Origin of the sequence: Chitinophaga nivalis (genome assembly GCF_025989125.1) — a bacterium.
Classification (GTDB): domain Bacteria; phylum Bacteroidota; class Bacteroidia; order Chitinophagales; family Chitinophagaceae; genus Chitinophaga; species Chitinophaga nivalis.
The window spans coordinates 289,873-313,865 of sequence record NZ_JAPDNR010000001.1; the positions used below are offsets into that span (position 1 = coordinate 289,873).

Genomic DNA, 23,993 nt, shown 5'->3' on the forward strand with positions numbered 1-23,993 from the left:
CTTCATGACGTTTATAGTTTTACCGGTACGCCCCTGTAAAAATCATATATCCTGATAGTCAATGCTGCACTGTATTTCGACTGTATATAATTCTGTAATGCCTGGATGTATAAATTTTTCTGCTGCAGAAAATCCACCATATTGGCCACTCCTACTTTCAACTGCTCGGTAGCAATCCGATAGCTTTCCTGTGTATATTTCAGTTGCTCTACAGCTGCATCATATTGCGACTGGGCATTCTGCACATTGATGTAAGCCTGTTCAATGGTCTGGGAAAGCGTGGTTCTGGTGTTCTGCAGATTCAGGCGGGATTGATCTACCGCGATGCGTGATTTTTCTTCATTGGTTTTATTCACCCGCCGGGTAAAAATGGGTACCGATAAAGTGAGTCCGATTTGTTGATAGAAGTTATTATCGAGTTGTTTGAAATAGTTATTATCAGGATCTCTTGCATAGGAAGAACCCAGGGCGCCGTTGCCGCTTAAAGTAGGCCAGTAAGCTGCTTTCGCCTTGGCCAGATCCAATGAGGAGATAGCTACACCCAGTTCGCTGTTTTTCACTTCCGGTCGGTTGGCCAGGGCAGTATCCACCACTTCCTGTAAGGGTAGCAGGCGGGCGTTGGCCAGCAGGGTATCTGGTGCAACTATTTCAAAGTTGTAGCCACCAGGTAGCTGTAATAGTTGTTTTAAGCTTAGTTTATTCTGCCGGTGCTGGTTTTCGGCAGTGACCAGTAAATAGCGGTCATTGGCCAGCTGCGCCTGCAACGATGCCAGGTCTTTTAAGGCAATGCTTCCGGCATCGTACCGTTGTTGACCTTGTTGTACCTGGGCTGCGGAAGTAGTCACCACATCATTTACATACACCAGATTTTCCTTTGCCAGCAGGATATTCAGGTAAGCCTGCGTAATGAGGATGGTGAGATCATTTACCTGCTGGGCAATATTCAATGCTGCCACCTGGGTGGCCAGTTGTTTTTGCCGGATGTCGTACAGCAAGGTACCGCCCTGAAAAATAGTAACCGATGAGTTGACGGAATAGGTACCTGCTGCGCCTATCCGGTAAGGATAACTACCATCTGCTGCCAACGATTTTCCACCGGTAAGATTTTGGGAAGCCGTACCTCTCAGATCCGGCAAGCGGGCTGCTTTAGACAGTAACAGATCCTGTTCACTGCTCATACGGCTTAAACGTAAACTATTCAGGGTAATGTTATGCTGCAGGGCATAATCGAAACAATCCTGTAGACGCCACTGCGCAGGTAAAACACCCCATGTACTATCCTGTGCCCAAACAGCAGAGCCGGGGAAAAAAGACAATAACAGGATGACATAAACGAAAACAGGCCGTCGTAAAAACATCATCGTATCAGCATTGATGTTAGTAAAAGCCAGAGATGCGAACAGAGGTTAAATGATTATACAATATAACGAATAAATCGATAGCTATGATCAGACAGGGGCATACTAAAACGGGTTACAGATTTCCGAAGAAACCTGTAACCCGCCATTTAAATCTGTAACTATTATTGTAACCACTATGCCTCTACCAGGCTATATCGCATTTTTGAAAGTCGCATTTACTCTTCCGCTACCTGCAGGCGGTCCTTGCTGCCAGTCTTCATCATACCCTACGAAGAAGGCCAGCCAGATAGTTCTGGACCATCTCATGATCAATGGTTGCAAAATCAACAGTAATACAGCATTCACACCCAGCCACCAGAATATGCGGTTATCGTAGATAGAAAATCCTACAAACAGCCACCAGGCGATAAGACTGGCCACACAAACGGCAATAGACAAAGCATAGCTCACATAACCGGTACCGTAGTAAAACCCTACTTCCACTTCAATCTGCTGACCACATACCGGACATTTCTCCGGCATTTTCATACAGTTAGCCAGGTCGTAGGGATTCTTTTTACTGAAGATAGATCCCCGTCTGCAACGCGCACATTTATTACCCAGCAAGCTTTTGAACAAATTAGGCCTTTCGTGTTTTTTATCTGCACACATATTATAAAGCTTTTAATTTTTATCAGGAGATATTTTTCCGAAACTCTTCCGGCGTGATGCCTTCGTATTTTTTGAAGAACTTCGTAAAATAAGAGTTGTCTGCAAAGTTGAGCTGGTAGGCAACGGCAGCGATACTGATATCTGCATTGATCAATAAACGCTTGGCTTCCAGCAGTACCCGGTCGCGTATAATTTCTCCGGCAGATTTGCCCAGCATATGCCGGCAAAATGCGTTGAGATAATTAGGTGTTACATACAGCAGTGCCGCGTATTCTTTCGGCAACCGCAGCTGCATATAATGCTGTTCTACCAGTTTCCGGAAATTGCGCAGCAATACATAGTTGTGCGGCGCCACTTCTTTCTTTTCATCCTGGCTGCCGGCGCGGCTTACCTGAATAAACATTTCCAGTACCAGTAACCGGAGCATATCCAGGCTATATATCTCTGCCCCTGGCATTTCGGCCAACATGGCTTCAAACAGCCGTACTACAGGCGTCATCTTCTCTTCCGGCAGTTGTACCACTCCTTCCCTGCTTACGCCGCTGAAGAACGGGAAACGTTCTACATAAGCATCGTCTTGCAGGAAGGCGTTGAAGAAACCAGCAGATACATTCATCACATAACCTTCTATATCGCCGGTAAAAAACCAGCTGTGTACCTGTCCGGGGATCATAAAGTACAGCTGTCCTGCCTTTACCGGAAACCGCTCGAAGTCAATGGTATGACTGCCACTCCCGGCTGTAAAAAACGCCAGATGGTAGAAAGAGTGCCGGTGCGGAAAATGGATGTCCTGGTGCGCTGCCAGATAGTCTGAAAAACGAGCGACCAATATATCGTCCGATGCCGGTCTTCCCATTGACAGGGAACAGATGTCGTATGTAGGAATGGGTGCCTTTGACATGATGACACAAAGGTACAACGGCGGGAATAAAGGGGGTTGTGCAATTAGGTGGTTTAATGGTACTTTTTACCTATTGACTTTTATTTAAACGAAAATTACCCGGAAATATCCCTTATATCGGGGTACTCCGGGTAATCTCTTCCGGCAACCTGCGCTGCCGGGTGCTGAAAAATACTATTTCACGTATTTCATCAGCCACTCATCCATTTCCCACAACATGTGCAGGATACTTTCTTTAGCAGCATAGCCATGGCTTTCCTGAGGCAGGAATACCAACCGGGCGGTGCCCCCATTTCCTTTAATGGCATTATACAGCCGCTCGCTTTGAATCGGGAAAGTACCGGAGTTATTATCCGCCTCGCCATGGATCAGCAGTAAGGGTGTTTTCAGCTTATCCGCATAGGAGAACGGAGACATCTTATAATATACATCCGGTATCTGCCAGTAGCTTCTTTGTTCATTCTGGAACCCGAAGGGTGTCAGCGTACGGTTATAGGCACCGCTGCGGGCCAGCCCGGCTTTAAACAGCGACGTATGTGCCAGCAGGTTAGACGTCATAAAAGCGCCATAGGAATGGCCACCCACCGCAATACGGTTTTTATCGCCCACACCCATTTCCGTTATTTTGCCAACAGCCGCTTCCGCATTCATCACCAGCTGTTCTATAAAGGAGTCATTGGGTTCTTTATCGCCTTCACCTACTATCGGCATTTCTGTAGCATCCATGACCGCAAAGCCGCGGGTTACCCAGAAGATCGGGGAACCGTAGGTAACGCGGGTGAATTTATAGGCAGAACCACGTACCTGTGCCGCATCGCTGGCTGATTTATACTCCCGTGGATATGCCCACATCAGCACAGGCAAACGCCCGTCTTTAGCAGGATCGTATCCTTTGGGCAGGTACAGCATCGCTGTCAGGTCTACCCCATCTTTACGTTTGTATTTCAGTAACTGCTTTTGTACACCTTGCAGCTGTGGCTGCGGATGAGGAAAAGCAGTCAATGCGGTCGTAGTTTTCTTTTTTACATCCGCCAGGTAATAGTTTACCGGAGCAGTCACTGATTCGCGTGTAGTCACCAGCGTTAGTTTTGCCGGATCGGCTACTGCTACTACCTGCTCATAGTAAGGCGCCTGGGAACGCCAAAGTATCTGTTGCTGTTTGGTTTTCAGGCTGAACTTTGCCAGGAATGGCCGGTCGCCTTCCGGAGAAGCGCCCGGTGCGCTCATCAGCAGTTCCGTTGCCGGCGATACATATAATACTTCCCGGTTGTATTCATTTTTCACGGTCACGGGTGTACCGGGATCATTATAACGATCATTTTCTGAACGGTCAATTACCGTTACCGGCGCCTGTTCAGGATGCGCAGGGTCGATACGGCTGATCTGTATGGTTTGTTTGCTGCGATTCACTGCTTTTACCAGGGCCAGCTGACTGTTGCCCCAGGTAATGCCTGCAAAACGATCCGTGGTTTGCACCAGCACGGTGGAGGCACCGGTAAATGGCGCTGCCAGGGTGTGTACGGCATCCCGGAACGGTACTACTTTTTTAGGATCTCCGCCATCCAGTGCCTGCGCCCAGGTGATGGTAGCCGGTACATCGCTGCGCCATGCAAATGCACGCGGATAATTACTGGTGGCATCAAAACCTTTAGGCCGTACTTCATCCAGCGGGTTGCTGGCCAGTTGTTTTACCGGCTCGCCATTTATTTTCCAGATGCTGATGGTAGTAGGGAAACGGCCGGCGCCTACCAGGTAGGAATACGGACGATGTAAGGTTTCCACCAGCAGGTATTGATTATCCGGAGAAGGTATAACTGTGGTGTAGATAGCGGGTTTACCAATTACCTGTTCTCCGTTATCTGTAATGATGACTGGCTCTGATTGAAAATAGTAATCAAACAACTGTTCATCGTAGGGATTTTTCAGCATGTCCTGGTAGGTAGCTGCCGGAGCAGCCTTACCGCTGGTTTGCTGTACCGTAGGGCCTTCCGGCGCTATCGGTTTCACTGGCGCCGGCCCCGCCGTAGCAGGGACAGACATTACCAGGATACGGTCTTCATCTATCCAGGTAAAAGCGTTACCGGCAATATCATTCAGCCGGCGGGTACTTTGTTGTTTGGCAACACCGGTTGCGACCGAAGCTTTCCATAAAGTAATGCTTTGTTTGTCTGTAACGGTGAAGGCTATACTCTTTTCTGATGGCGACCAGGTAACATGTCCGATATTGGCTTGCGCAGGCAATCCTGTTACGGCATATTCCTTCTTGCTGCCTATCTGTCTGATCCGGATGCCGGTAACGTAAGATGCCCTGCTGGGGCCAAAGTTGGCCGGATTAATCCGATCTCCTGCGAGCCGGTATTCCGGCTGTGATAAATCCTCTATCGTTGGATAGCTGGTTCGCTCCATCACCAACATCATATCCCCTTTACTATTAAAACTCACCGATGGCGACGGCGCCGCCATGGCCAGTTCCAGGATGCTTTGCGGAGGCGTCTGATATTTCAGCGCATCCTGGGCATAAGCACGGAACGTCACCAATAAGGATAATGATAAAATCAATTTTCTCATATAGCTGTAGAATTATATACGTTGTAACCAGTGAATCCGGCCAAAATAAAACTATTGCGGCGGAGATCAAAACAGAAAATGATAAGCGTTGTCAGGGACGTGGATCAAAAGTGCGGAAAAGACGATCCCATATACTGGTATAAAATCCGAAGTTACAGACTTCATTGCGGTGATGCCTGTGATGAAAGGTAGAGGTACCCAGGTACCTGAATACCGGCCACCCGCGCAGTTTTTCCGGCAATGGCTCCATACCCAGATGACCCGTCATGCCAAATATTACGTTTATGATCAGGTAGATGATGATGCCATAGATATTTAACGGGAACGCCACTAATAACAATAACCACAAAGCGCCAAAGCTGAGGGTTTCTACCGGATGTAAGATGAACAGGTCAATGGGTTCCGGATCAGTAGCGGCATGATGTAAACTATGAATGAGTTGATAGGCAAACGTTTTGTGAATCCCGTAGTGAAAGAGATACATCAGCAGGTCCATGGCCAGGAAAAGGAATACCGCATCCGTGCATGCCCGCAGTGAAAAAGAAGTACCAATACGGATGTAGCCTTGTTGCCATAACCAGTACCCCGCATAGGTAACGATGGTGTTCAGGATACAGGTAAGCAGGGCGATGCTCCATTGGCGGGGGTTATACGCAAACATCTGTGTTGCCGGCTTTCGTTGCAGCCGGTTCCCCCATACTAATACGCCCAGCATGATCAGCACATTTTCAGCGCCGAAGATCAGCCACAGCACCCATGCCGGCAGTTGTTGTATCGTTTGTAACACCGCTTCCATCTGCGTCAAAGATAAAACAGATTGTGCTGTTTTCCGGTTGATAAAAACAGCCGGTCTGTTTGATTTTTTTTGAGCAGATGAAAAATAAAAAAGTTTTATCGTACCTTTGCAAACATCAGATGATATGACGAATATAAACAACGTACCCGTAAAACGACTTAGCCTCGCAGAAGAAGTAGCTGCCAGATTGCAGGAACTCATCGTATCCGGCAAATATGCTATCGGACAACAGCTCCCGACGGAGCCGGAACTGATGGCCCAGTTTGCAGTGGGCCGTTCCAGTGTGCGGGAAGCAGTAAAACTGCTGGCACAGAAAGGACTGTTGCGGGTACAACAGGGACTGGGCACCTTCGTCTTATCGCAAACAGGTCCTTCAGAGCCGCTGCTGCAGCGGATGGAGCGGGCCGACTTTGAAGAGCTCAATGAGGTACGCTTACTGCTGGAAGTAAAAATTGCGGAAAAAGCGGCCTTGCACAGAAGCAGCAAGGATGTAGAGAAAATGAAAACGTATCTGAAGAAACGCTATGAATATGCCGCTACCAACCAACTGGAGCTTTGTATTCAGGCAGATATCAATTTTCATAGCACCATTGCCGATGCCTCCAAGAATGAGATTATGCGCGACCTGTACAGAACCGTGGCTACCTATCTGAAACAATCTTTCCTGTTGCGCTATGGCAATACGGAATCTTTTGTTGAATCGCAGTACCTGCATGATGCGCTGTTACAAAGCATTATCGACCGCGATCCGAAGAAAGCGTTACAGTGGGCGACCCGTATCAGTACCCGTACACACATATAAAAAAATTTAACTTAAAACATCAGATGATCTGACCTTAAAAGAACAAAAATGGAAACAACTTTAAGTAAGCAACCTGCTGAAGCTGCCCAACAGGTAGCACAACAAACGGTATTTTCGATTTTAATAGCATTAAGCTTTACCCACTTCCTCAACGATACTTTACAATCATTGATACCGGCCATGTACCCGGTATTAAAAGAATCGCTGAAACTGAACTTTACGCAGGTGGGGCTGATTACCCTGACCTTCCAGCTGTCGGCTTCCCTGCTGCAGCCACTGGTAGGCTTGTATACCGATAAAAAACCACAACCCTATTCGCTGGCGATTGGTATGGGCTTTACGCTGCTGGGGCTTGTGAGCCTGTCTGTGGCGCACAACTTTCAAATGGTACTGGTATCTGTAGGGTTGGTAGGAATAGGTTCTTCCGTATTTCATCCGGAAGCATCCCGCCTGGCTCACATGGCATCCGGTGGTAAACATGGGATGGCGCAGTCATTGTTCCAGGTAGGCGGTAATGCCGGTAGTTCCCTGGGGCCCTTGCTGGCGGCAATGATCATTGTTCCTTTCGGACAGTTTAATATCATCTGGTTCTCCCTGGCCGCCCTGCTGGCCATTGTGGTGATGCTCAATATCAGCAAATGGTACCGGGCCAATACCCACAGGGCTAAACCCAAGAAGGCGATACAGCACCTGGAACGTCCGCTGTCCAACACAACGGTTGTTTTTTCACTCGTAGTGCTGCTGATACTCATTTTCTCCAAGTACTTCTATATGGCCAGCATGACCAGCTATTATACTTTTTACCTGATCGAGCGCTTCCATATATCCGTACAAAGTGCGCAGGTATACCTGTTCATCTTCCTGTTTTCCGTAGCTGCGGGTACCTTCATCGGTGGCCCGGTAGGTGACCGGATCGGCCGTAAATATGTGATCTGGATCTCCATACTGGGGGTAGCGCCTTTCTCCCTGCTGCTGCCACATGCCTCTTTATTCTGGACGGCGATACTCAGTGTATTCATCGGCGTTATTCTGTCTTCTGCCTTCTCCGCTATTCTGGTGTATGCGCAGGAACTGGTACCCGGTAAAGTAGGTATGATTGCCGGTTTATTCTTTGGCCTGGCCTTCGGAATGGCGGGTGTAGGCTCTGCCCTGCTGGGTAAACTGGCAGATGCCACCAGCATTGGTTATGTCTATGAAGTATGTGCTTATCTTCCTTTAATTGGGTTATTAACAGGATTATTGCCAAATTTGGAGAAGAAAAAAAAGCAGTAAGCAGATAATTATCGCAAAGCCATCAGGCATTATTATGATAATGTCTGATGGCTTTGCTGTATTTAAAACTTTATATTTTATGTGGAAAGGCATTACCCTTGTGTTACTGGGAGCGATCAGTTTTGGCATATTATCTACCATTGTTAAATTAGGCTACCACGAAGGATTTATACTGGCTGAGCTTTGCAGCGTACAAGCCGGATTTGGCATGCTCGCCTTATGGGGCATCCATTTTTTATCAGGTGCACCCACCTACGGTCTTAAAAACAAAGATGTACGTACTTCTTTTATTCTGGGTAGTTCTACCGGGTTGGTCAGTCTGACTTATTATAAGAGTGTACAATATATCCCCGCCAGTATCGCCATTATCCTGTTGATGCAGTTTACCTGGATGAGTATGATGGCAGAATGGATCATCTACAAAAAACGCCCTTCCGGTATTCAATGGCTGGCCGTATTTTTTATTTTAGCCGGTACCCTGCTGGCTGGCGGTGTTATCAACAGCGGCGCTAACCAGTTAAACTGGACCGGTATCGGTTTTGGCCTGCTGGCCGCTTTATGTTATACCGTTTTCATTGTAGTCAGCGGTCGTATCGGGCAATCACTCACCCCGGTACTAAAAAGTGCCTGGATTGTCAGCGGCGCCTTTGTTATCATTACCTGTATTTTTCCTCCCGTTTACCTGATAAACGGTCGTTTTCTAGGCAGCAGCCTGTGGATGTGGGGATTACCACTGGCGCTTTTTGGTACTGTGTTGCCTCCTTTCCTGTTTTCCAAGGGAATGCCGCAGACCGGCGTGGCCCTGGGTGCCATTCTGAGCGCAGCAGAACTACCGGTAGCCATGATTGCCGCCACTATTTTCCTGCATGAATCGGTGAGCGCCCTACAGCTGCTGGGGGTAATAATTATCCTGAGCGCCATTGCCATGGCCAATCTGAAACGGAAACAAGCCAAAGAAGCCCGTATTTTAAACCCATGAGGTGTGTTTTTTATTTATCTTTGCCCCCTCTATTTATCAGATCAAAGTGATTTACGAATCGTTTTTTCATGAAAGCATTTAACTTTTTTATCCTATATCGTTTCCCGATAGGTATCGTGTTGTTATTGGGCGGTATTACACTGGGCCTGACTGTTGGCTGGTGGGAAGCAACAATTGTACTGATACTGGCCCTCGTGTGCCTGGTAACTCATGTCATGTTTGGCCCGATGCGGATGGTACAGGAAGCTGTGGAAGCCGGTGATCTCGAAAGAGCTACGGCCCTGATGAACCAGGTGAAATTCCCTAAACTGCTGTATAAACCGATCCGCTCTGTATATTATTTTATGCAAAGCAATATGGCGATGTATTCCAATGACCTGGATAAAGCAGAAAGCACCATCCGTCAAAGTATTCAATCCGGTAGCCCGATGAAAGAATACGAAGGGATGCAGTACTTCCAGCTGGGAACCATTGCCTATCAGAAAAATGACCTGAAAACTGCAGATCAGAACCTGAAGAAAGCCATGCGTATGGGTCTGCCGGATAAAGAAAATACCGCTGCTGCCTTGCTGACGCTGGCTTCTATAGCCATGAGCCGCCGCGACTTCAAATCCGCTAAGGAATATTTCCGGAGAGCTAAAGCACAGAAGCCTACAACCGCACAGATTGTAAGCCAGATCAAAGAAATGGATAAATATATTTCCCGTATGCCAGGTTGATCCTGCCTACCGGATACTACAGATTGCGAATTACGGATTGGAGAGCATATTACAGTGGATCATCTACGCGTATTACTCTCCGGTTCTTAATTCGCAATTTTATTTTTACCAACGTTGAAAACAACCGGATGCACTTAAAACTTTACCCTGCTTTATGCTTATGCCTGGGCCTTGCCACTGCGGCCACAGCTCAGGACAGCAGCCGTATCAGCCAACTGAACGGCGTTACGGTTACCGCTACCAAAGGCCCTCAGAAGGCCAGCGAAACCGGCAAAGTAGTTACGATTCTCTCCCGCGCATACCTGGAAAAAAACAGCGGCAAAACCATTGCCGTTATCCTGAATGAACAGGCCGGCCTTATTATCAATGGCGCAGAAAATACCCGGGGAACCATCCCTGGTATTTATATGCGGGGCGCCAGTACCGAAAACGCCCTGGTGCTGATAGATGGTCTGCCAGTAAATGATGCCTCTCAGATCAGCAGCTCCTTTGACCTCAATGCGATTACACCGGACCAGGTGGAGAAAATTGAAATACTGCGTGGCAGCCAATCTACCTTATACGGCTCCAACGCAGTAGCGGGCGTCATCAATATCATTACCCGGCAAGCCGGCAGCAAACCATTTGGCCTGACCGCCAACATGGGTTATGGTAGTTATAATGATTACCAGGGCGGCCTGAGTATACATGGGCGGGCCCGCCGCTTCTCCTATCTGCTGGGATACAAATACGAAAAAACCGATGGTTTTTCTGATGCCTACGACAGCACCGGAAAAGCCGGTTTCGATAAAGATGGTTTCCGGCAACATAGCCTCTTCGCCAAACTGGGCCTGCAGGCCACTTCCAGGTGGAACCTGCAATACCTGTTTTCCATGAGCGATTATCATCATGCCCTGGATGATCACAACTATACTGATGACAAAGACTATAATGGTCAATATAAATATCTGCTGAATGGCATCAGCAGTAAATATACCTTCAACAAAGGCTCCTGGCACGTCCTGTACAACTACCAGCGCAACAAACGTAATGTGCGCAATGACTCCACCGATGTAGCGCCCATGACCTATGCCAAATACGACGAAACACTTTTTGCCTCCCAGACCCACCAGCTGGAAACCTACGTCAACTGGGATGTCACCAAAGAAGTCAGGCTCATTGCCGGCGGCGTGTTCACCACTTCCCGGATAGAACAACAAAACCTGACGTTATCACCCCGGCCCGGCAGCCAATTCGTTACCAATGGCATATCGCCAGACAGTTCGCACGCCAGCCAGATCAGCGGATATGCTACCATGCTGCTACATCCGGGGAATGGCTTTAACCTGGAGCTGGGCGGACGTTTCAATTATCATAATCTCTATGGTAATAATCAAACCATCTCCATCAATCCATCTTACCTGATTAACCAGCAGCATAAGGTTTTTATCAATATTGCTTCGGCCTATAAAATACCTTCTCTCTACCAGCTGTATGTAGCCGGTTATGGCAACAGGAACCTGCTACCGGAATCCACCATCAGCTACGAAGCCGGTTACCAGGCCTCCTTCCGGCAGCCCAGACTGGACTTACGGATAACGGGCTTTGCCCGGGATACGCGGGACCTGATCATTTTTTATTATGACGGGGCCACCGGCTACAGCCAGTACCGCAATGCAGATAAACAACGTGCCTATGGGGCTGAACTGGAAGCCACCTGGAATATTACCTCCGGGCTGGACCTCACGATGAACTATACTTTTGTGGATGGCCGCATTACCCAACAGCTAGCCAACAACAAGGATACTTCCTACTATAATCTGTACCGGGTTCCTAAGCATGCCCTGCATGCCACGCTGGGCTATCAGGTAACCCCGGCCCTGTATACCAGTGTTACCGCCCGATACATCGGCCAGCGCTACGAAACAAGGACTCCGATGGGTGATTATTACACCCTGGATTGGTATGGTGAGTATAAATTTGGTAACTTGCTGAAAATTTTCACTGGGTTGAGAAATATTACAAATTATCAATATTTTGATGTCCTTGGTTTTAATACCCGGCGGTTCAATTTCAACACCGGTATTATCTTTAACTTATAAACACTAAAAATCAGCATAATGTCTTTAAAAAATCTTAATCCGCAATTTGGTGTATTGCTATTATTTATTCTCGCAGCAGGTATCATACGTGTTGTATTAGGAGCGGATGCAAATATGTCTCCCATTGCGATGTTTACACCGGTTGGTGCGATGGCATTGTTTGGCGGCGCTTCATTTTCCCGTAACTGGAAAGCATACGCATTTCCTTTACTGACCTTGTTTGCCAGCGATGTAATTCTGATGCAGGTTTTCCATAAAGCATATGCATCCGGCTTACTGTATAAAGGATGGATCTGGAACTATACCAGTTTTGCCTTGATTGTACTGCTGGGACAAGTAATCATTAAAAAAGTAAGTCCGGGTAATATTATATTAGCCTCCGTAGGCGCTGCCCTGGTTCACTTCCTCATTTCCAACTTTGGCGTATGGGTAAGCGGCAGCACAGATATCACTACCGGCCTGCCTTTCACCAAAGATGTAGCTGGCCTGACCAAATGCTACATACTGGCGATTCCTTTCATGCAATATACCCTGATCGGTAACCTGATTTACAGCACGATCTTCTTCGGTAGCTTTGAACTGGTAAAACGCAGACTGCGTTTGGCCCGCTAATGCTTTTGATTTTAAATGATATTATTCAGAGATTTAGTTATTCAGTACTTTGATTTCAGAAAAACTTATCTGGATCAGTGATGACTGAATAATTAAATCTCTTGATATTTTCGCATCTTTCCATCACTATCCGCTATCGGGCGATAGTTATACCGCAAACAGGACAACCGTAAATAAACTATTACATCATGCGCATGATTTCACGCAAGCTTCAACTTCCTTTTATTCTGGCCATCATTGGTATATTGGGCTTTTCTGCCTGCCAGAAGAAGGATAATGAAACGTCATTTATCACTCCCAATGTAGGTCAGGGAATCAAAAACGGAAGAGATACCTTTTACCTGGGCGAAAGCAGGGCCTTAAGTCCGGAACTAGCCAACGTAAAGAACCCTACCTTTCTCTGGCTGGTAAATGGTACGGTTGTCAGTAAAGATTCGCTCTACACATTCACCCCAACTGAACCGGGAGATTATACCATCTCCTACAAGATAAGCTCCGGCAATAGCTACAATTTCTGGTACTACCGTTTTAAGGTATTAGGCAAGTATGCTGATGGCTTTTTCATTGTAAATGAAGGCTGGTTTGGACACGACCTGGGCGGCGTAAACTTTTACCGTAACGGCGAAGACACCATACACCAGAATGTATTTAACCGGGAAAATCCGGGTAAAACCCTGGGTAAGACCACCCAATTCGGCGCGGTCTATAACAACCGGTTATACCTCGTATCCAAAGAAGGCCCACTGGTGGTGACCGATGTTAACAACATGCAGGAAACCGGCCGTATTGCCCAGTTACCAGCTAGTGGTAATGCGTTCTGCGGGGTGGACAACAATACCGGTTTAGTTTCTACCCTGGACGGTGTTTACCAGATCAATCTGCAAACACTGACAGTCGGCAATAAAATCAGCGGCATAACCGGCCAGGCAGGTGGTATGATCAAAGCCGGCAACTATGTATTTGTGATGGTAGAAAATGCGGGTATCGTGGTACTGAACGCCACCGATTTCAGCATCGTACGCACTTTACCTAAAGCAGATGCGGGTATCTCCCAAACACCGGATGGTACTATCTGGGCAGGTGGCGGCAAACTGCTGTATGCCATTAATCCGCAAACACTGGCGGTAACCACTACGAATGTTCCTTTTGATGTATATGGCTCGTGGGGTGGGTGGAATGCCACCATGTTCAGCACTTCCACCAAAGAAGTGGCCGTATTTGTTGGCAAAACCAATCCATGGGGCGCTGGCGGCGACGAGGTATATAAATATACCGTTGGTAATCCGGCTTCTTTGAATCAGCCGTTTATTAAGCTGCCCACAAAGATGGTGCTGTATGGTGCGGCCGTAAGATATAACCCGGGTAATAACACCGTTGTAGTAACGGCTGTTCACTCCGAAAATTACCAACAGAATACACTTTATATCTACGACGCCTACAGTGGTGCTCTGCTGAAACAGGTAGCGTATAACGGTTATTTCTTCCCCGCTATACCCGTATTTAAATAATTAATGACTGAACCTGGTCAGCTTTTAGGAAGGCTTACTGCCGGCTAAAAGCTGACCACCGGTATCAAAACGCTGTTTTATGATTCACATGATCACAGGCGGCGCCCGGTCCGGTAAAAGCCGGTACGCCCAGGAACAGGCGTTATCACGCAGTAACCAACCGGTGTATGTGGCCACTGCACAGGTGTGGGATGATGACTTTGCCGCCAGAATACAACGCCACCAGGCCGAAAGAGGCTCCGCATGGATCAACTATGAAGAAACCCTTTATGTAAGCCACCTGCCATTAGATGGCCATACCGTAGTGATCGACTGCATCACCCTTTGGCTGACCAACTTCTTCGTACATCACCAATACGACATCGATCTCTCCCTCGCAGCAATTACTGCTGAAATACACGCGCTCCAACAGAAAGCAGGTACCTTTATCATCGTTACGAATGAAATAGGCATGGGTGTACATGCTGAAACCGCTGCCGGAAGAAAGTTTACCGACTTGCAGGGATGGGTCAATCAATACCTTGCCCGTGTAGCCGACACCGTAGTGCTGATGGTTTCCGGCATTCCCATGGTCATTAAGCAGCCGTAAAAATCAATAGTTATGAGGCATCCGATTCAAATTCCGCCTGTATCGCAGGCATTAAAAGCCGTATTACAGGATAAGATAGACCAGAAAACCAAACCGCCAGGCTCACTCGGCAAACTGGAACAGGTGGCCTTACAGGCCGGTATGATACAAAATACGCTTACACCGGAACTGAAAAAACCAGCGATCATCGTATTTGCAGGCGATCATGGTATTGCCGCAGAAGGGCTGGTAAACCCTTTTCCACAAGCCGTTACCGCGCAAATGGTCTATAACTTTCTGCAGGGTGGCGCCGCTATCAATGTATTCTGCCGCCAGCATCAACTGCAGTTACTGGTAGTAGATGCCGGTGTTAATCACGCATTTGCGCCGCATCCTTTATTAAAAGACCGTAAAATAGCCATGGGTACGCAGCATATCCTGCACCGGCCAGCCATGTCGCAGGAGCAGTGTGCACTGGCGTTGCAGGCGGGTGCGGAAGAAGTAACCCTGCTGCATGCCGGTGGATGCAATACGGTAGGCTTCGGGGAAATGGGTATTGGCAATACCTCAGCAGCAGCCCTGCTGATGAGCCATTTTACCGGTATACCTGTAGCGGAGTGCACAGGCGCCGGCAGCAACGTACAACAGCTCACCCAAAAACGGGCGGTACTGCAGCAGGTAATGGCACACCATGCCACGCCTTTATCACCCGAACAGGCACTGGCTACCTTCGGCGGATTTGAAATAGCCATGATCACAGGCGCCATCCTGCAGGCAGCTGCGCTGGGCATGCTGGTGGTGATAGACGGATTTATTGTTACGTCGGCCCTGCTGGTAGCAGCAGCCATACAACCTGCTGTAAAGGACTACTGTATTTTTGCCCATTGCTCAGAAGAGAAAGGACATCGTAAAATGCTGGAACACCTGGGCGTACATCCCTTGCTGCAGCTGGATATGCGGCTGGGAGAAGGTACCGGTGCCGCCCTCGCCATACCGGTCATACAAAGTGCGGTGGCTTTCCTCACCGAAATGGCCAGTTTCAACAGTGCACAGATATCAAACCGGACTATATGAAAAAACAGTGGCAGTTAGTACTTACTGCAATGATGTTTTATACCCGTTTACCCGTTACCGTTAGTACGCCCTATAGTCCGGAGTTGCTGAACCGGGCTACCCGCTACCTTCCCCTGATAGGCTGGATTGTAGCGGCTTTCATGGCCGGCATCCTATATCTCTTTGGCGTCATCGCGCCACACTCCATCAGCATACTGATGAGCATCATCGTCGGCATCTGGATAACAGGTGCTTTTCATGAAGATGGCTTTGCAGACATGTGCGATGGTTTCGGCGGTGGCTGGACCAAAGAAAAGATCCTGGAAATCATGAAAGACAGCCGGATAGGTACCTACGGCATGACAGGACTCCTCCTGCTGCTGGCACTTAAATTCCTGTCCTTACAGGCACTCCCGCTTTCTGTAGCGATACTGGCCGTAGTGGCGGCGCAACCGCTCAGTCGCTTTGTAGCATTGACGGTAATCTATACACATCGTTATGTACGGGAAAACGAAGACAGCAAAGCTAAACCCGTTTCCAAAGGCATCGGGGTGCAGGACCTGCTAATAGCGGCTATATGGGGCCTGCTCCCGTTTATCGGGGTCGTGATATACCTGCAGCATTATATGCTGCTGTTCACCCTACTGGCCCTGCTGCCGGCCCGCTGGTACCTGGTACACCTGATGCAGAAATGGATAGGCGGCTATACCGGCGATTGCCTGGGCGCTGTTCAGCAGGTAGCAGAAACTGTTATATATTTGTGCTTTTGCATTCTCACATGGAAATATACCTGATCCGACATACGGCGCCAGCCATAGAAGCCGGCATTTGTTATGGCGCCACCGACATAGCTGTTGCCGATACTTTTGAAACAGAAGCGGCCGATGTAAAAACACGCCTGCCTGTTATTACCACGGATGTTTACAGCAGTCCGCTGCAACGTTGCCAGCAACTGGCTACCGCACTCTTTGGCGATGGTTTTACTACAGACGACCGCCTGCAGGAAATGAACTTCGGCAGCTGGGAAATGCTGCCCTGGGATGATATCAGCCGCAGCGCCCTGAAAAGATGGGCAGATAATGTAGTATTTGAACATATTCCGGGCGGCGAAAGTTATGCTGAATTATACACCCGCTCGATACAGTTACTGGAAGAAATTATCGCCAAAGGCAAAGACGCCACACTGGTTACTCATGGCGGTGTGATCCGGTGCATCATGGCCTACGCCACAGATACACCGCTGGCTGATGCGTTTGATTTTCAGATAGAGTATGGACGAATAACCCATTTACAGGTATTAAACGACGAGATAAAAGTAATATTTTCTAATTCATAAATAATTCATTTAGAATTATTTATATGAAAATAAGTAAATATCTGCCTAAAAAACAAAAAAACTATTATTTCGTGCTAACTTTATGTTTGGAATCTCTTTATATAAAAGCACACTATAAAATCTGAATATAATGACAACATCTTTTTTAAATATCCCGCTTTTATTTCTGCAGGAAATAGGTATCAAAGAATTACTGCTGATTGCGTTGGTAGTACTGTTATTGTTTGGTGGTAAAAAGATACCTGAATTGATGCGTGGTTTGGGTAGCGGCATACGTGAATTTAAAGATGCCAAGGATGATCCGAAAAAAGACAGCAAATCCGGCGCTACTGATGCTCCAAAAGCTAACTAAATAAAAAGCATTTATAAATGAAAAAGGTAAACCGTGTATTGCACACGATTTACCTTTTTTTGTTACTGCAACTATCCTGCGATTTGCACTTCTCCACTCACGGTTGCATTTGACTTATTGTTCACTGCATCATATTTTTTCTTAAAGTACCAGGAAGAAGCCATCATCAGCAAGATACCGGTAACACTTACGCCCAGCACAGCATCCATAAAGAAATGGCTCCAGGAAACATCTATGCCGCTGAAATTCTTAAACAGCATTACGCCTACACTACCCAGGTAGCCGAATGAATCTGCTACGTAAATAATAAAGCCCACATTACTGACATATTTAAAAACCGCGATCAGCCGCTCAAAGAAGATACAGTTAAACGGAATGTATCCCATATACAAACCCAAACCGGTCAACGTCATCCACCATACCGGATCAATGCGATGCTGCCGGAAAAGAATGGTGCTGATCAAGGCAATCAGGAAGCCGGTGATCACAATAAAATGATTCAGTATAAAAGCATGGAAGTTGTTTTTTACAAACACGAGTAATCCCATGATGATGATAATAGCGATGGATATCGGTACTTCTGTTTGTGTAAAGATGCCCGCCTGCGCCCCAAAACCCAGGTCTTTCCAGATGTCGGCCGCAAAGTTGTCACGCATATCCCGGAGCACTGTCAGCATTACATAACTGGCGATAAGTAATATCAACCCTGGCAGGAAAGCCTGTAAAAAGGCCTGCCGGTCCCGTTTATTCATAGGCGCGCGTTTGGTACGTACCTGTTCATCCGCAGCTGTTGGCGGCGGTATTTGTTCGAGCAGGAAAATAAAAAGGAACATGGGTGCCGCAAAGACCAATCCGGTTACAAAAGGCATCCAGAACTCCGTTACACCCCAATCTACCACCGTTATCTTACCCACTGATTTGACGAATCCGGAAGAGAAGATAAAACTGATAGATAATACCGCTCCCATAAACTCTGTACTGCGGCGGCCTTCCAGATAGCTGAACACCAGCCCCCAGATCATCCCCAACGGGAAACCATTAATAAACAGAAAAGGAATATTCCAGGGTGCCGGCAACAACGCAAAACATAACAGCGACAACCAGGAAACAGCAATCAACAGGATGATACTTTGTGCACGCCTGTCGCCTTTCATTTCTGCAATAAAGCGAATACCATAAAACTTACTGCAGGCATACCCGATTGTTTGCGTGATCACCAGCCATATCTTATAGTCGATTCCCAGGAAGGTCATTCCTTCAAAAATACCAGCGGTAAATGGCTTCCGGAAGGCATACATACAGGAATAGGTACCAAAGGCCACCAGCCCTGCATATAATGAAAAAACAAGGTGATGTGCCCGCTGCAGCCGCCGTTGTATCCAGGGAATATGTAACATGTCAACAAAATGATTTGGGTCAAAGGTGCCATTCCAATGTAAACACATTGTTAACAAATACTGATATTAATGTTAAGTATTACTGAACAAATAGCGCATACCTAAAACCCGAAGCCCTGTTTATTTACCCCAACATGGCTGTGGGCAAATAAACAGGGCTTCGGGCTGTTATGTTGCTATCAGGACGTCTACTTCAGCAGCCACATAGTGGCATTAATATCATCGGTAGAACCGCCGTACTGACTTTTCAGGGCATTGGTCCAATTGACAGTATTGGTAGATTTCTCCGCATCCGGGTATTTAAACCGTTTTGGAATTACCCCACTGTTACCCGTACCGGAACCCGTACTGAAGGTAGGCACCCCTGTTCTGCGCCAGTTGAAAAATGCTTCCCAACCGGAGTTTTCGAAAAATGCCAGGTATTTCTGGGTCAGGATCTGTTCCAGCCCCTGCGTATTATTGCCTTTGTACTTCACCGTTTCCTGGGTATAATATCCTCCTTCAAAGTCAAAAGGTATATCATAACGTACACCCTTATACGTTTTGGCAAATGTACCTGCCGTATTCACCGGCAAACCATAAAAAGCCAGGGAAGCTTTCATCCCCTTTTTGTACCAGTCTTCTGCACTACCGGTTACCCAGCCACGATTAATCGCTTCCGCTATATTAAAACACATCTCCGGATACCCGACGATAACACCCGGTTCGGCCGCATAGCTGCTGTAATAACGGCTTCGGCTGCGTACAGAATATACGGCAGTATCCACATTCGACATCTTCGAAGACATATCACTCAAACTCTCGCCAGACAATGCGCCCACATAAGCCGTGATATCTGTAGGCGTTTTATGAAAGGCATTCAGCTGCTGTGTTGCTGGTTCTGCAGTAATAAATGCCCGTGGATCCTTTAATCTTACCAGGGTATTCAGGTAAGTAGCCGACATATTATAACGCGTCGCATCATTACCCAGGTTATCCGGATTGGAAGGATACTTATTGATATTATTGTAGATAAACTGCAGGTTACCATCTACCCCTTCCAGCAACGGATATTTTGCCGGATTACCGAGTATATCTTTAAACTGTTGTGCTACTTTCAGATCAGCATCATCCGTTTTCTTACTGAGTGCCACGAGCACGCGTAAACGAAAAGTATTGACTACTCGCTGCCATTTTAAAAGGTCATTATTGAAATAAAAGTCACCTTTCAACAGCTGTCCTTCTGCATTGTAGCTTTTATCAGGATCAGCGATTACGTCTGCCAGCTGCTTATTGGCCTCTTCCAGCCATTGCAGGATCTGTATAAAGATCATTTTCTGGTTATCATACACCGGTTGTCCGTTTTCTCTTCCCTGCAAGGCGCCTTTCATCGGCACATCTCCTACCAGATTCGTCAGCCGGTAGTAAAAGAAAGCACGTTGGAATTTACCCAAAGCCGTATAGGGATTCACGGTTTTACCACCCAGGCGTGTCGCCTCCTTTTCCATCTGTTGTACATTCAGCAAGGAGAAGTAACTATTAAAATCAGCCCCGTTCCAGTCATAACGCTGGTCGCCATAATAGTTATAGTTACAACAATCAAACTGGTTCCAGCGCATCACATTACTCCAGGGTTTGTCTGCATTCATATCTGCCAGTACACCACCCAATACCAGGCTGGGAGGCACCTGCGCCGGCCTGTTGGGATTCACATCATATGCGTCGTACTTTTTGCTGCAACTACTGAGTGCTATGCCCAACAAAGCTGTGAAAGAAAGTATTTTGAAAGATTTCATGTAGTCGTTGTTTAGAAAGTAAGGTTAATGTTAAAGCCGAATCTGCGGGTGGTAGGGGTCTGTAGTGTAGACATTCCATCATCTGATGCCGGATACTGATCAATATCCACATCCTTGTTCTTCGCAAAATAGAACAGGTTTCTACCCACAAAAGACACACTGGCAGCTCTGATAAACGAACCTTTTAATACCGTTGCCGGTAAGGTATAACCCAGTGTTACCTCACGCAGTTTGGCAAAGGTTTTACTGATCAGGTTTCCTTCATTGGTTCTGTAATACACGCTGATATAATCCTGCAGGAAGCTTTTGGTGGTATTCGGTGCAAACTGCATTTTATCTGCATTCGTTACATTACCGTTATTATCATATTCAATCGGCACATTGTTGCTGATCACGACACCTTCGCCCTGCCAGGATTTCACGCCTTTATAGTCCTGGTAACGCGCTTCTCCCATCGCCCCCTGGGTGGTCAGGATATTACGGCCACCACGGAAGGTCTGCTGCTGGATATAATCAATCATGTTACCACCCACACGACCATCGAACTGGAAGCTGAGGCTAACACCTTTGTAGCTGAAAGTATTGTTGATACCCCATACCCAATCAGGGTTGGCATAACCCAGGAATTGCTGGGTAGGATTTACAATCGGACGACCATCTTTAGCATCGTTAATGATTTGTCCGTCTGGTGTGCGTACGAATTTGGTACCATAGAATTTATCTACGCGGTCGCCTACCCCAATGTAGGCATCCAGCAGTTTTCTGTCGCCATAGATGCTGACAAATGTTTCCCGATAGGTAGACCAGTTCGCAGATATGTTCCAGTTCAATCCGTTGAGATTACGCAATGGCGTACCATTCAGCGATATTTCCCAGCCTGTTTTGCGGGTATTCACGCCATTTACCAGGTAGCTGTCGAATCCGGTGCTCGGAGGTAACGACAGGGAGTAAATACGCGGTCCGTTTTCTGTAGTGAAGTAGGTAGCGTCTACGCCTATACGATTTTTCAGGAAGCGGATATCCATACCGGCTTCATACACTTTACTGGTAAATGGTTTCAGGTCTGTATTGGCAATTACCTTCGTATAGTATGCAGCTCCCTGGCTTTGATACACTGGTGAAACACCATATACCGCAGAGTTCTGGAAGGTAGGACCATCGTAGGAAGATTTATATTCCGTGCCATATCCGATCGGATAGGATGCCATTGGTGTAGCGCCGATAGTAGCATTGGTTAACCCACCTTTTACATTGGCATAGGAAGTTCTGAATTTCAGGAAGGAAATCAGTTCCGGTAATTTTACGTAGTCAGATACCACTGTACTCAATGCTACCGAAGGGTAGAAATAGGTATTGTTGCTCAGCGGCAGGCTGGAAGCCTTATCCACACGGCCGGTCAGGGATAGGGTTGCATATTTTCCCAGATCCAGATCCGCATAACCATAGGCACTCAGCACCAGCATATCTGCTACATAACTGGTGGCAGACAACGGATCACGGGAGTTACCAAATCCATACCATCCCGGTGCGTTCAGGTAACCGGTTGTCACAAAGCTGGAATTATATTTAAAAGAGCGGACGTTACCACCAGCAGAGGCATGTAACCTGATCTGGCGGGGGAACATATTGGTGTAGGAGAACAATACGTCCGTATTGTTTTCAAACAGGGTACGTTTATCTTCCCGGTAATCACCCTTTCCTTCTTCCCGACCATATGGATGGGCGGAATAAGGCATTTTTTCATTACGCATCATATCGTAACCAGTCACCTGCGTACGGGCCAGGAATTCCCATTTATCAGAGATCTTATAGTTCAGTTTTGCGTATCCGTTGATATCTGTTTTATAGTGACCACGCAACCACTCATAGGTCATGAACCAGGGGTTGTGATAACGCTGGTATTCTGCATATACGGATTGTATTCCATCCTTACCGGCCTGCCAGTAATTACGCATATCATCCATGCTCCAGTCGGCACCGGCCCAGATGAGGGTATTATAGATAAGACTGTTGGGACCATACGCCACATCCGGGAAGTTTTTGGTATACTGGCGGTTATAGTTCAGGTAGGCATCCAGGCGCAGTTTAGGCGATATATTATACCCTGCGGAGATGTTGAAGTTGGTAATATTCAACTGAGTATTAGGTACCAATCCTTTCTGATAGGAATGTGACAGGGAAATACGGATATCTCCTTTATCGCCATGCGATGACATCGCAATGTTGTTGGTACTCAGCATACCAGTTTGCAGAAAGCGCTGCAAGTTGTTTTTACCACGGGCAATCCAGGGTGTACCGAGATGTTTACCGGTGGCCGGATCTACCGGGCTATCGTACTGGGGTATCAGCTGGCCTTCGAACTTAGGTCCCCATACATCATAATCCGCATCATTTACCCCACCGCCTTTACCATCGCCAAAAGCGTATTTACCGTGGTCGCCGGGGCCGTATTCATCCTGCACTTTCGGGATAGCCAGGAAACCTTTTTCAAACATAGTGCTGGAGTTCAGCTCCACAGTGAAACCGCGGCCATCTTTAGAACCTTTTTTAGTGGTGATCATGATCGCACCATTCAGTCCACGGGAACCATACAACGCAGATGCGGTGGCGCCTTTCAATACCGTATAGCTTTCGATATCATCCGGAGAAATGTTCCAGGTATCGGAGTTAATAGGCACCCCATCTACCACATACAGGTTAATGTTATTACCCCGCAACAGGACTTTAGGTGCTGCCAGTAATTCGGCGGAGGCGCCTACTGTAAGACCAGCTACCTTACCTACCAATCCATTGACAGGATTCGGTTCGCGGGCTTTCACCAGGTCGGCACCTTTCACTTCCTGTACGGCATAACCTACTCTTTTTACTTCTTTACGTATACCCAGTGCCGTTACGACTATCTCATCCAGTGCTTTTTTATCCGGTTGTAGAGTGATGGTAACCGCAGTGGCACCATTGAGAGGATATTGTACGGGCAGGTAGCCGATAAAACTCACCTGCAGTACATCTGTGGCTGCAGCAGCCACGGAGAAATGACCGCCGGCATCTGTCAGTGCGCCGCGGTTGGCGCCTATTACCTTTACGGTAGCGCCGATAACGGGTTGCTGATCATCGCCGGAAATTACTTTACCATTCACTATTTGTTGTGCATAGGCAAAGGTGACGGAAAGTAGCAGCAATAGCGAGGTGCATAGCTGCCTTGTGAGCGCTCGAAGTAGATTGGATTGCATAGCAATTAGATTGAGGTATTATTGTTTACTAT

General features: G+C 47.2%; 20 protein-coding genes. 12 read left to right on the plus strand and 8 right to left on the minus strand.

Annotated elements, in window-relative coordinates; all coding sequences use genetic code 11:
• Positions 1 to 11: 11 nt before the first annotated feature.
• From OL444_RS01170 to OL444_RS01190, 5 genes are all read right to left on the minus strand, one after another.
• A complete protein-coding gene (locus OL444_RS01170) occupies positions 12 to 1,361 on the minus strand; it encodes a TolC family protein (protein WP_264735080.1) in 1,350 nt (449 codons plus the stop codon).
• 189 nt (positions 1,362 to 1,550) lie between these two features.
• Complete coding sequence (locus OL444_RS01175; RefSeq protein ID WP_264735079.1) at positions 1,551 to 2,012, minus strand: DUF983 domain-containing protein; 462 nt, start codon at positions 2,010 to 2,012, stop codon at positions 1,551 to 1,553.
• A gap of 22 nt (positions 2,013 to 2,034) precedes the next feature.
• The gene (locus tag OL444_RS01180; protein WP_264735078.1) at positions 2,035 to 2,913 is read right to left on the minus strand and encodes a helix-turn-helix domain-containing protein; all 879 of its coding nucleotides are present in this window, start codon (positions 2,911 to 2,913) and stop codon (positions 2,035 to 2,037) included.
• Between the two features lie 174 nt (positions 2,914 to 3,087).
• Complete coding sequence (locus OL444_RS01185) at positions 3,088 to 5,481, minus strand: alpha/beta hydrolase family protein (protein ID WP_264735077.1); 2,394 nt, start codon at positions 5,479 to 5,481, stop codon at positions 3,088 to 3,090.
• Positions 5,482 to 5,572: 91 nt separating this feature from the next.
• Positions 5,573 to 6,277: a sterol desaturase family protein gene (locus OL444_RS01190; RefSeq protein WP_264735325.1), complete on the minus strand. Its 705-nt coding sequence runs from the start codon at positions 6,275 to 6,277 to the stop codon at positions 5,573 to 5,575.
• 124 nt (positions 6,278 to 6,401) lie between these two features.
• Between OL444_RS01190 and OL444_RS01195 the strand changes: the two genes are divergently transcribed.
• From OL444_RS01195 to OL444_RS01250, 12 genes are all read left to right on the plus strand, one after another.
• Entirely contained in the window at positions 6,402 to 7,079 is a 678-nt protein-coding gene (locus OL444_RS01195; protein WP_264735076.1) for a FadR/GntR family transcriptional regulator, read from the plus strand.
• A gap of 48 nt (positions 7,080 to 7,127) precedes the next feature.
• Complete coding sequence (locus OL444_RS01200) at positions 7,128 to 8,351, plus strand: MFS transporter (RefSeq protein WP_264735075.1); 1,224 nt, start codon at positions 7,128 to 7,130, stop codon at positions 8,349 to 8,351.
• 79 nt (positions 8,352 to 8,430) lie between these two features.
• Entirely contained in the window at positions 8,431 to 9,330 is a 900-nt protein-coding gene (locus OL444_RS01205; RefSeq protein WP_264735074.1) for an EamA family transporter, read from the plus strand.
• A 68-nt stretch (positions 9,331 to 9,398) separates the two neighbouring features.
• Positions 9,399 to 10,049, plus strand: coding sequence for a tetratricopeptide repeat protein (locus OL444_RS01210; RefSeq protein ID WP_264735073.1), 651 nt, complete (start codon positions 9,399 to 9,401; stop codon positions 10,047 to 10,049).
• A gap of 128 nt (positions 10,050 to 10,177) precedes the next feature.
• Positions 10,178 to 12,130 carry a TonB-dependent receptor plug domain-containing protein gene (locus OL444_RS01215; protein ID WP_264735072.1) on the plus strand — a complete coding sequence of 651 codons (1,953 nt, stop codon included), beginning with the start codon at positions 10,178 to 10,180 and terminating at the stop codon, positions 12,128 to 12,130.
• 18 nt (positions 12,131 to 12,148) lie between these two features.
• Positions 12,149 to 12,742, plus strand: a complete 594-nt coding sequence (locus tag OL444_RS01220; RefSeq protein WP_264735071.1) for a DUF6580 family putative transport protein — start codon at positions 12,149 to 12,151, stop codon at positions 12,740 to 12,742.
• A 188-nt stretch (positions 12,743 to 12,930) separates the two neighbouring features.
• The gene (locus OL444_RS01225) at positions 12,931 to 14,250 is read left to right on the plus strand and encodes a DUF5074 domain-containing protein (RefSeq protein ID WP_264735070.1); all 1,320 of its coding nucleotides are present in this window, start codon (positions 12,931 to 12,933) and stop codon (positions 14,248 to 14,250) included.
• Positions 14,251 to 14,329: 79 nt separating this feature from the next.
• Positions 14,330 to 14,839, plus strand: coding sequence for a bifunctional adenosylcobinamide kinase/adenosylcobinamide-phosphate guanylyltransferase (gene cobU, locus OL444_RS01230; protein WP_264735069.1), 510 nt, complete (start codon positions 14,330 to 14,332; stop codon positions 14,837 to 14,839).
• A 12-nt stretch (positions 14,840 to 14,851) separates the two neighbouring features.
• The gene (cobT, locus tag OL444_RS01235; protein ID WP_264735068.1) at positions 14,852 to 15,892 is read left to right on the plus strand and encodes a nicotinate-nucleotide--dimethylbenzimidazole phosphoribosyltransferase; all 1,041 of its coding nucleotides are present in this window, start codon (positions 14,852 to 14,854) and stop codon (positions 15,890 to 15,892) included.
• A complete protein-coding gene (locus OL444_RS01240; protein WP_264735067.1) occupies positions 15,889 to 16,665 on the plus strand; it encodes an adenosylcobinamide-GDP ribazoletransferase in 777 nt (258 codons plus the stop codon). Before cobT ends, OL444_RS01240 begins: the two co-directional genes overlap by 4 nt.
• Positions 16,650 to 17,207 (plus strand): alpha-ribazole phosphatase, encoded by a 558-nt coding sequence (gene cobC / locus OL444_RS01245; RefSeq protein WP_264735066.1) that lies wholly within the window; start codon positions 16,650 to 16,652, stop codon positions 17,205 to 17,207. Before OL444_RS01240 ends, cobC begins: the two co-directional genes overlap by 16 nt.
• A 130-nt stretch (positions 17,208 to 17,337) precedes the next feature.
• Entirely contained in the window at positions 17,338 to 17,559 is a 222-nt protein-coding gene (locus OL444_RS01250; RefSeq protein ID WP_264735065.1) for a Sec-independent protein translocase subunit TatA/TatB, read from the plus strand.
• A gap of 71 nt (positions 17,560 to 17,630) precedes the next feature.
• Here OL444_RS01250 and OL444_RS01255 read toward each other — a convergent pair whose 3' ends face one another.
• From OL444_RS01255 to OL444_RS01265, 3 genes are all read right to left on the minus strand, one after another.
• The gene (locus OL444_RS01255) at positions 17,631 to 18,956 is read right to left on the minus strand and encodes a DUF5690 family protein (RefSeq protein ID WP_264735064.1); all 1,326 of its coding nucleotides are present in this window, start codon (positions 18,954 to 18,956) and stop codon (positions 17,631 to 17,633) included.
• A 188-nt stretch (positions 18,957 to 19,144) separates the two neighbouring features.
• Positions 19,145 to 20,731, minus strand: coding sequence for a SusD/RagB family nutrient-binding outer membrane lipoprotein (locus OL444_RS01260; RefSeq protein WP_264735063.1), 1,587 nt, complete (start codon positions 20,729 to 20,731; stop codon positions 19,145 to 19,147).
• An 11-nt stretch (positions 20,732 to 20,742) separates the two neighbouring features.
• Entirely contained in the window at positions 20,743 to 23,961 is a 3,219-nt protein-coding gene (locus OL444_RS01265; RefSeq protein WP_264735062.1) for a SusC/RagA family TonB-linked outer membrane protein, read from the minus strand.
• Between the last annotated feature and the right edge of the window lie 32 nt (positions 23,962 to 23,993).

Bases quoted from the DNA above. Each gene is read 5' to 3' on its own strand.
- OL444_RS01215 (WP_264735072.1), top strand. From the start codon at position 10,178: ATGCACTTAAAACTTTACCCTGCTTTATGCTTATGCCTGGGCCTTGCC.
- OL444_RS01210 (WP_264735073.1), top strand. From the start codon at position 9,399: ATGAAAGCATTTAACTTTTTTATCCTATATCGTTTCCCGATAGGTATC.
- OL444_RS01240 (WP_264735067.1), top strand. From the start codon at position 15,889: ATGAAAAAACAGTGGCAGTTAGTACTTACTGCAATGATGTTTTATACC.
- OL444_RS01255 (WP_264735064.1), bottom strand. From the start codon at position 18,956: ATGTTACATATTCCCTGGATACAACGGCGGCTGCAGCGGGCACATCAC.
- OL444_RS01180 (WP_264735078.1), bottom strand. From the start codon at position 2,913: ATGTCAAAGGCACCCATTCCTACATACGACATCTGTTCCCTGTCAATG.
- OL444_RS01265 (WP_264735062.1), bottom strand. From the start codon at position 23,961: ATGCAATCCAATCTACTTCGAGCGCTCACAAGGCAGCTATGCACCTCG.
- OL444_RS01170 (WP_264735080.1), bottom strand. From the start codon at position 1,361: ATGATGTTTTTACGACGGCCTGTTTTCGTTTATGTCATCCTGTTATTG.
- OL444_RS01185 (WP_264735077.1), bottom strand. From the start codon at position 5,481: ATGAGAAAATTGATTTTATCATTATCCTTATTGGTGACGTTCCGTGCT.
- OL444_RS01190 (WP_264735325.1), bottom strand. From the start codon at position 6,277: ATGGAAGCGGTGTTACAAACGATACAACAACTGCCGGCATGGGTGCTG.
- OL444_RS01205 (WP_264735074.1), top strand. From the start codon at position 8,431: ATGTGGAAAGGCATTACCCTTGTGTTACTGGGAGCGATCAGTTTTGGC.
- cobT (WP_264735068.1), top strand. From the start codon at position 14,852: ATGAGGCATCCGATTCAAATTCCGCCTGTATCGCAGGCATTAAAAGCC.
- cobU (WP_264735069.1), top strand. From the start codon at position 14,330: ATGATTCACATGATCACAGGCGGCGCCCGGTCCGGTAAAAGCCGGTAC.
- OL444_RS01225 (WP_264735070.1), top strand. From the start codon at position 12,931: ATGCGCATGATTTCACGCAAGCTTCAACTTCCTTTTATTCTGGCCATC.
- OL444_RS01195 (WP_264735076.1), top strand. From the start codon at position 6,402: ATGACGAATATAAACAACGTACCCGTAAAACGACTTAGCCTCGCAGAA.
- cobC (WP_264735066.1), top strand. From the start codon at position 16,650: ATGGAAATATACCTGATCCGACATACGGCGCCAGCCATAGAAGCCGGC.
- OL444_RS01220 (WP_264735071.1), top strand. From the start codon at position 12,149: ATGTCTTTAAAAAATCTTAATCCGCAATTTGGTGTATTGCTATTATTT.
- OL444_RS01175 (WP_264735079.1), bottom strand. From the start codon at position 2,012: ATGTGTGCAGATAAAAAACACGAAAGGCCTAATTTGTTCAAAAGCTTG.
- OL444_RS01250 (WP_264735065.1), top strand. From the start codon at position 17,338: ATGACAACATCTTTTTTAAATATCCCGCTTTTATTTCTGCAGGAAATA.
- OL444_RS01260 (WP_264735063.1), bottom strand. From the start codon at position 20,731: ATGAAATCTTTCAAAATACTTTCTTTCACAGCTTTGTTGGGCATAGCA.
- OL444_RS01200 (WP_264735075.1), top strand. From the start codon at position 7,128: ATGGAAACAACTTTAAGTAAGCAACCTGCTGAAGCTGCCCAACAGGTA.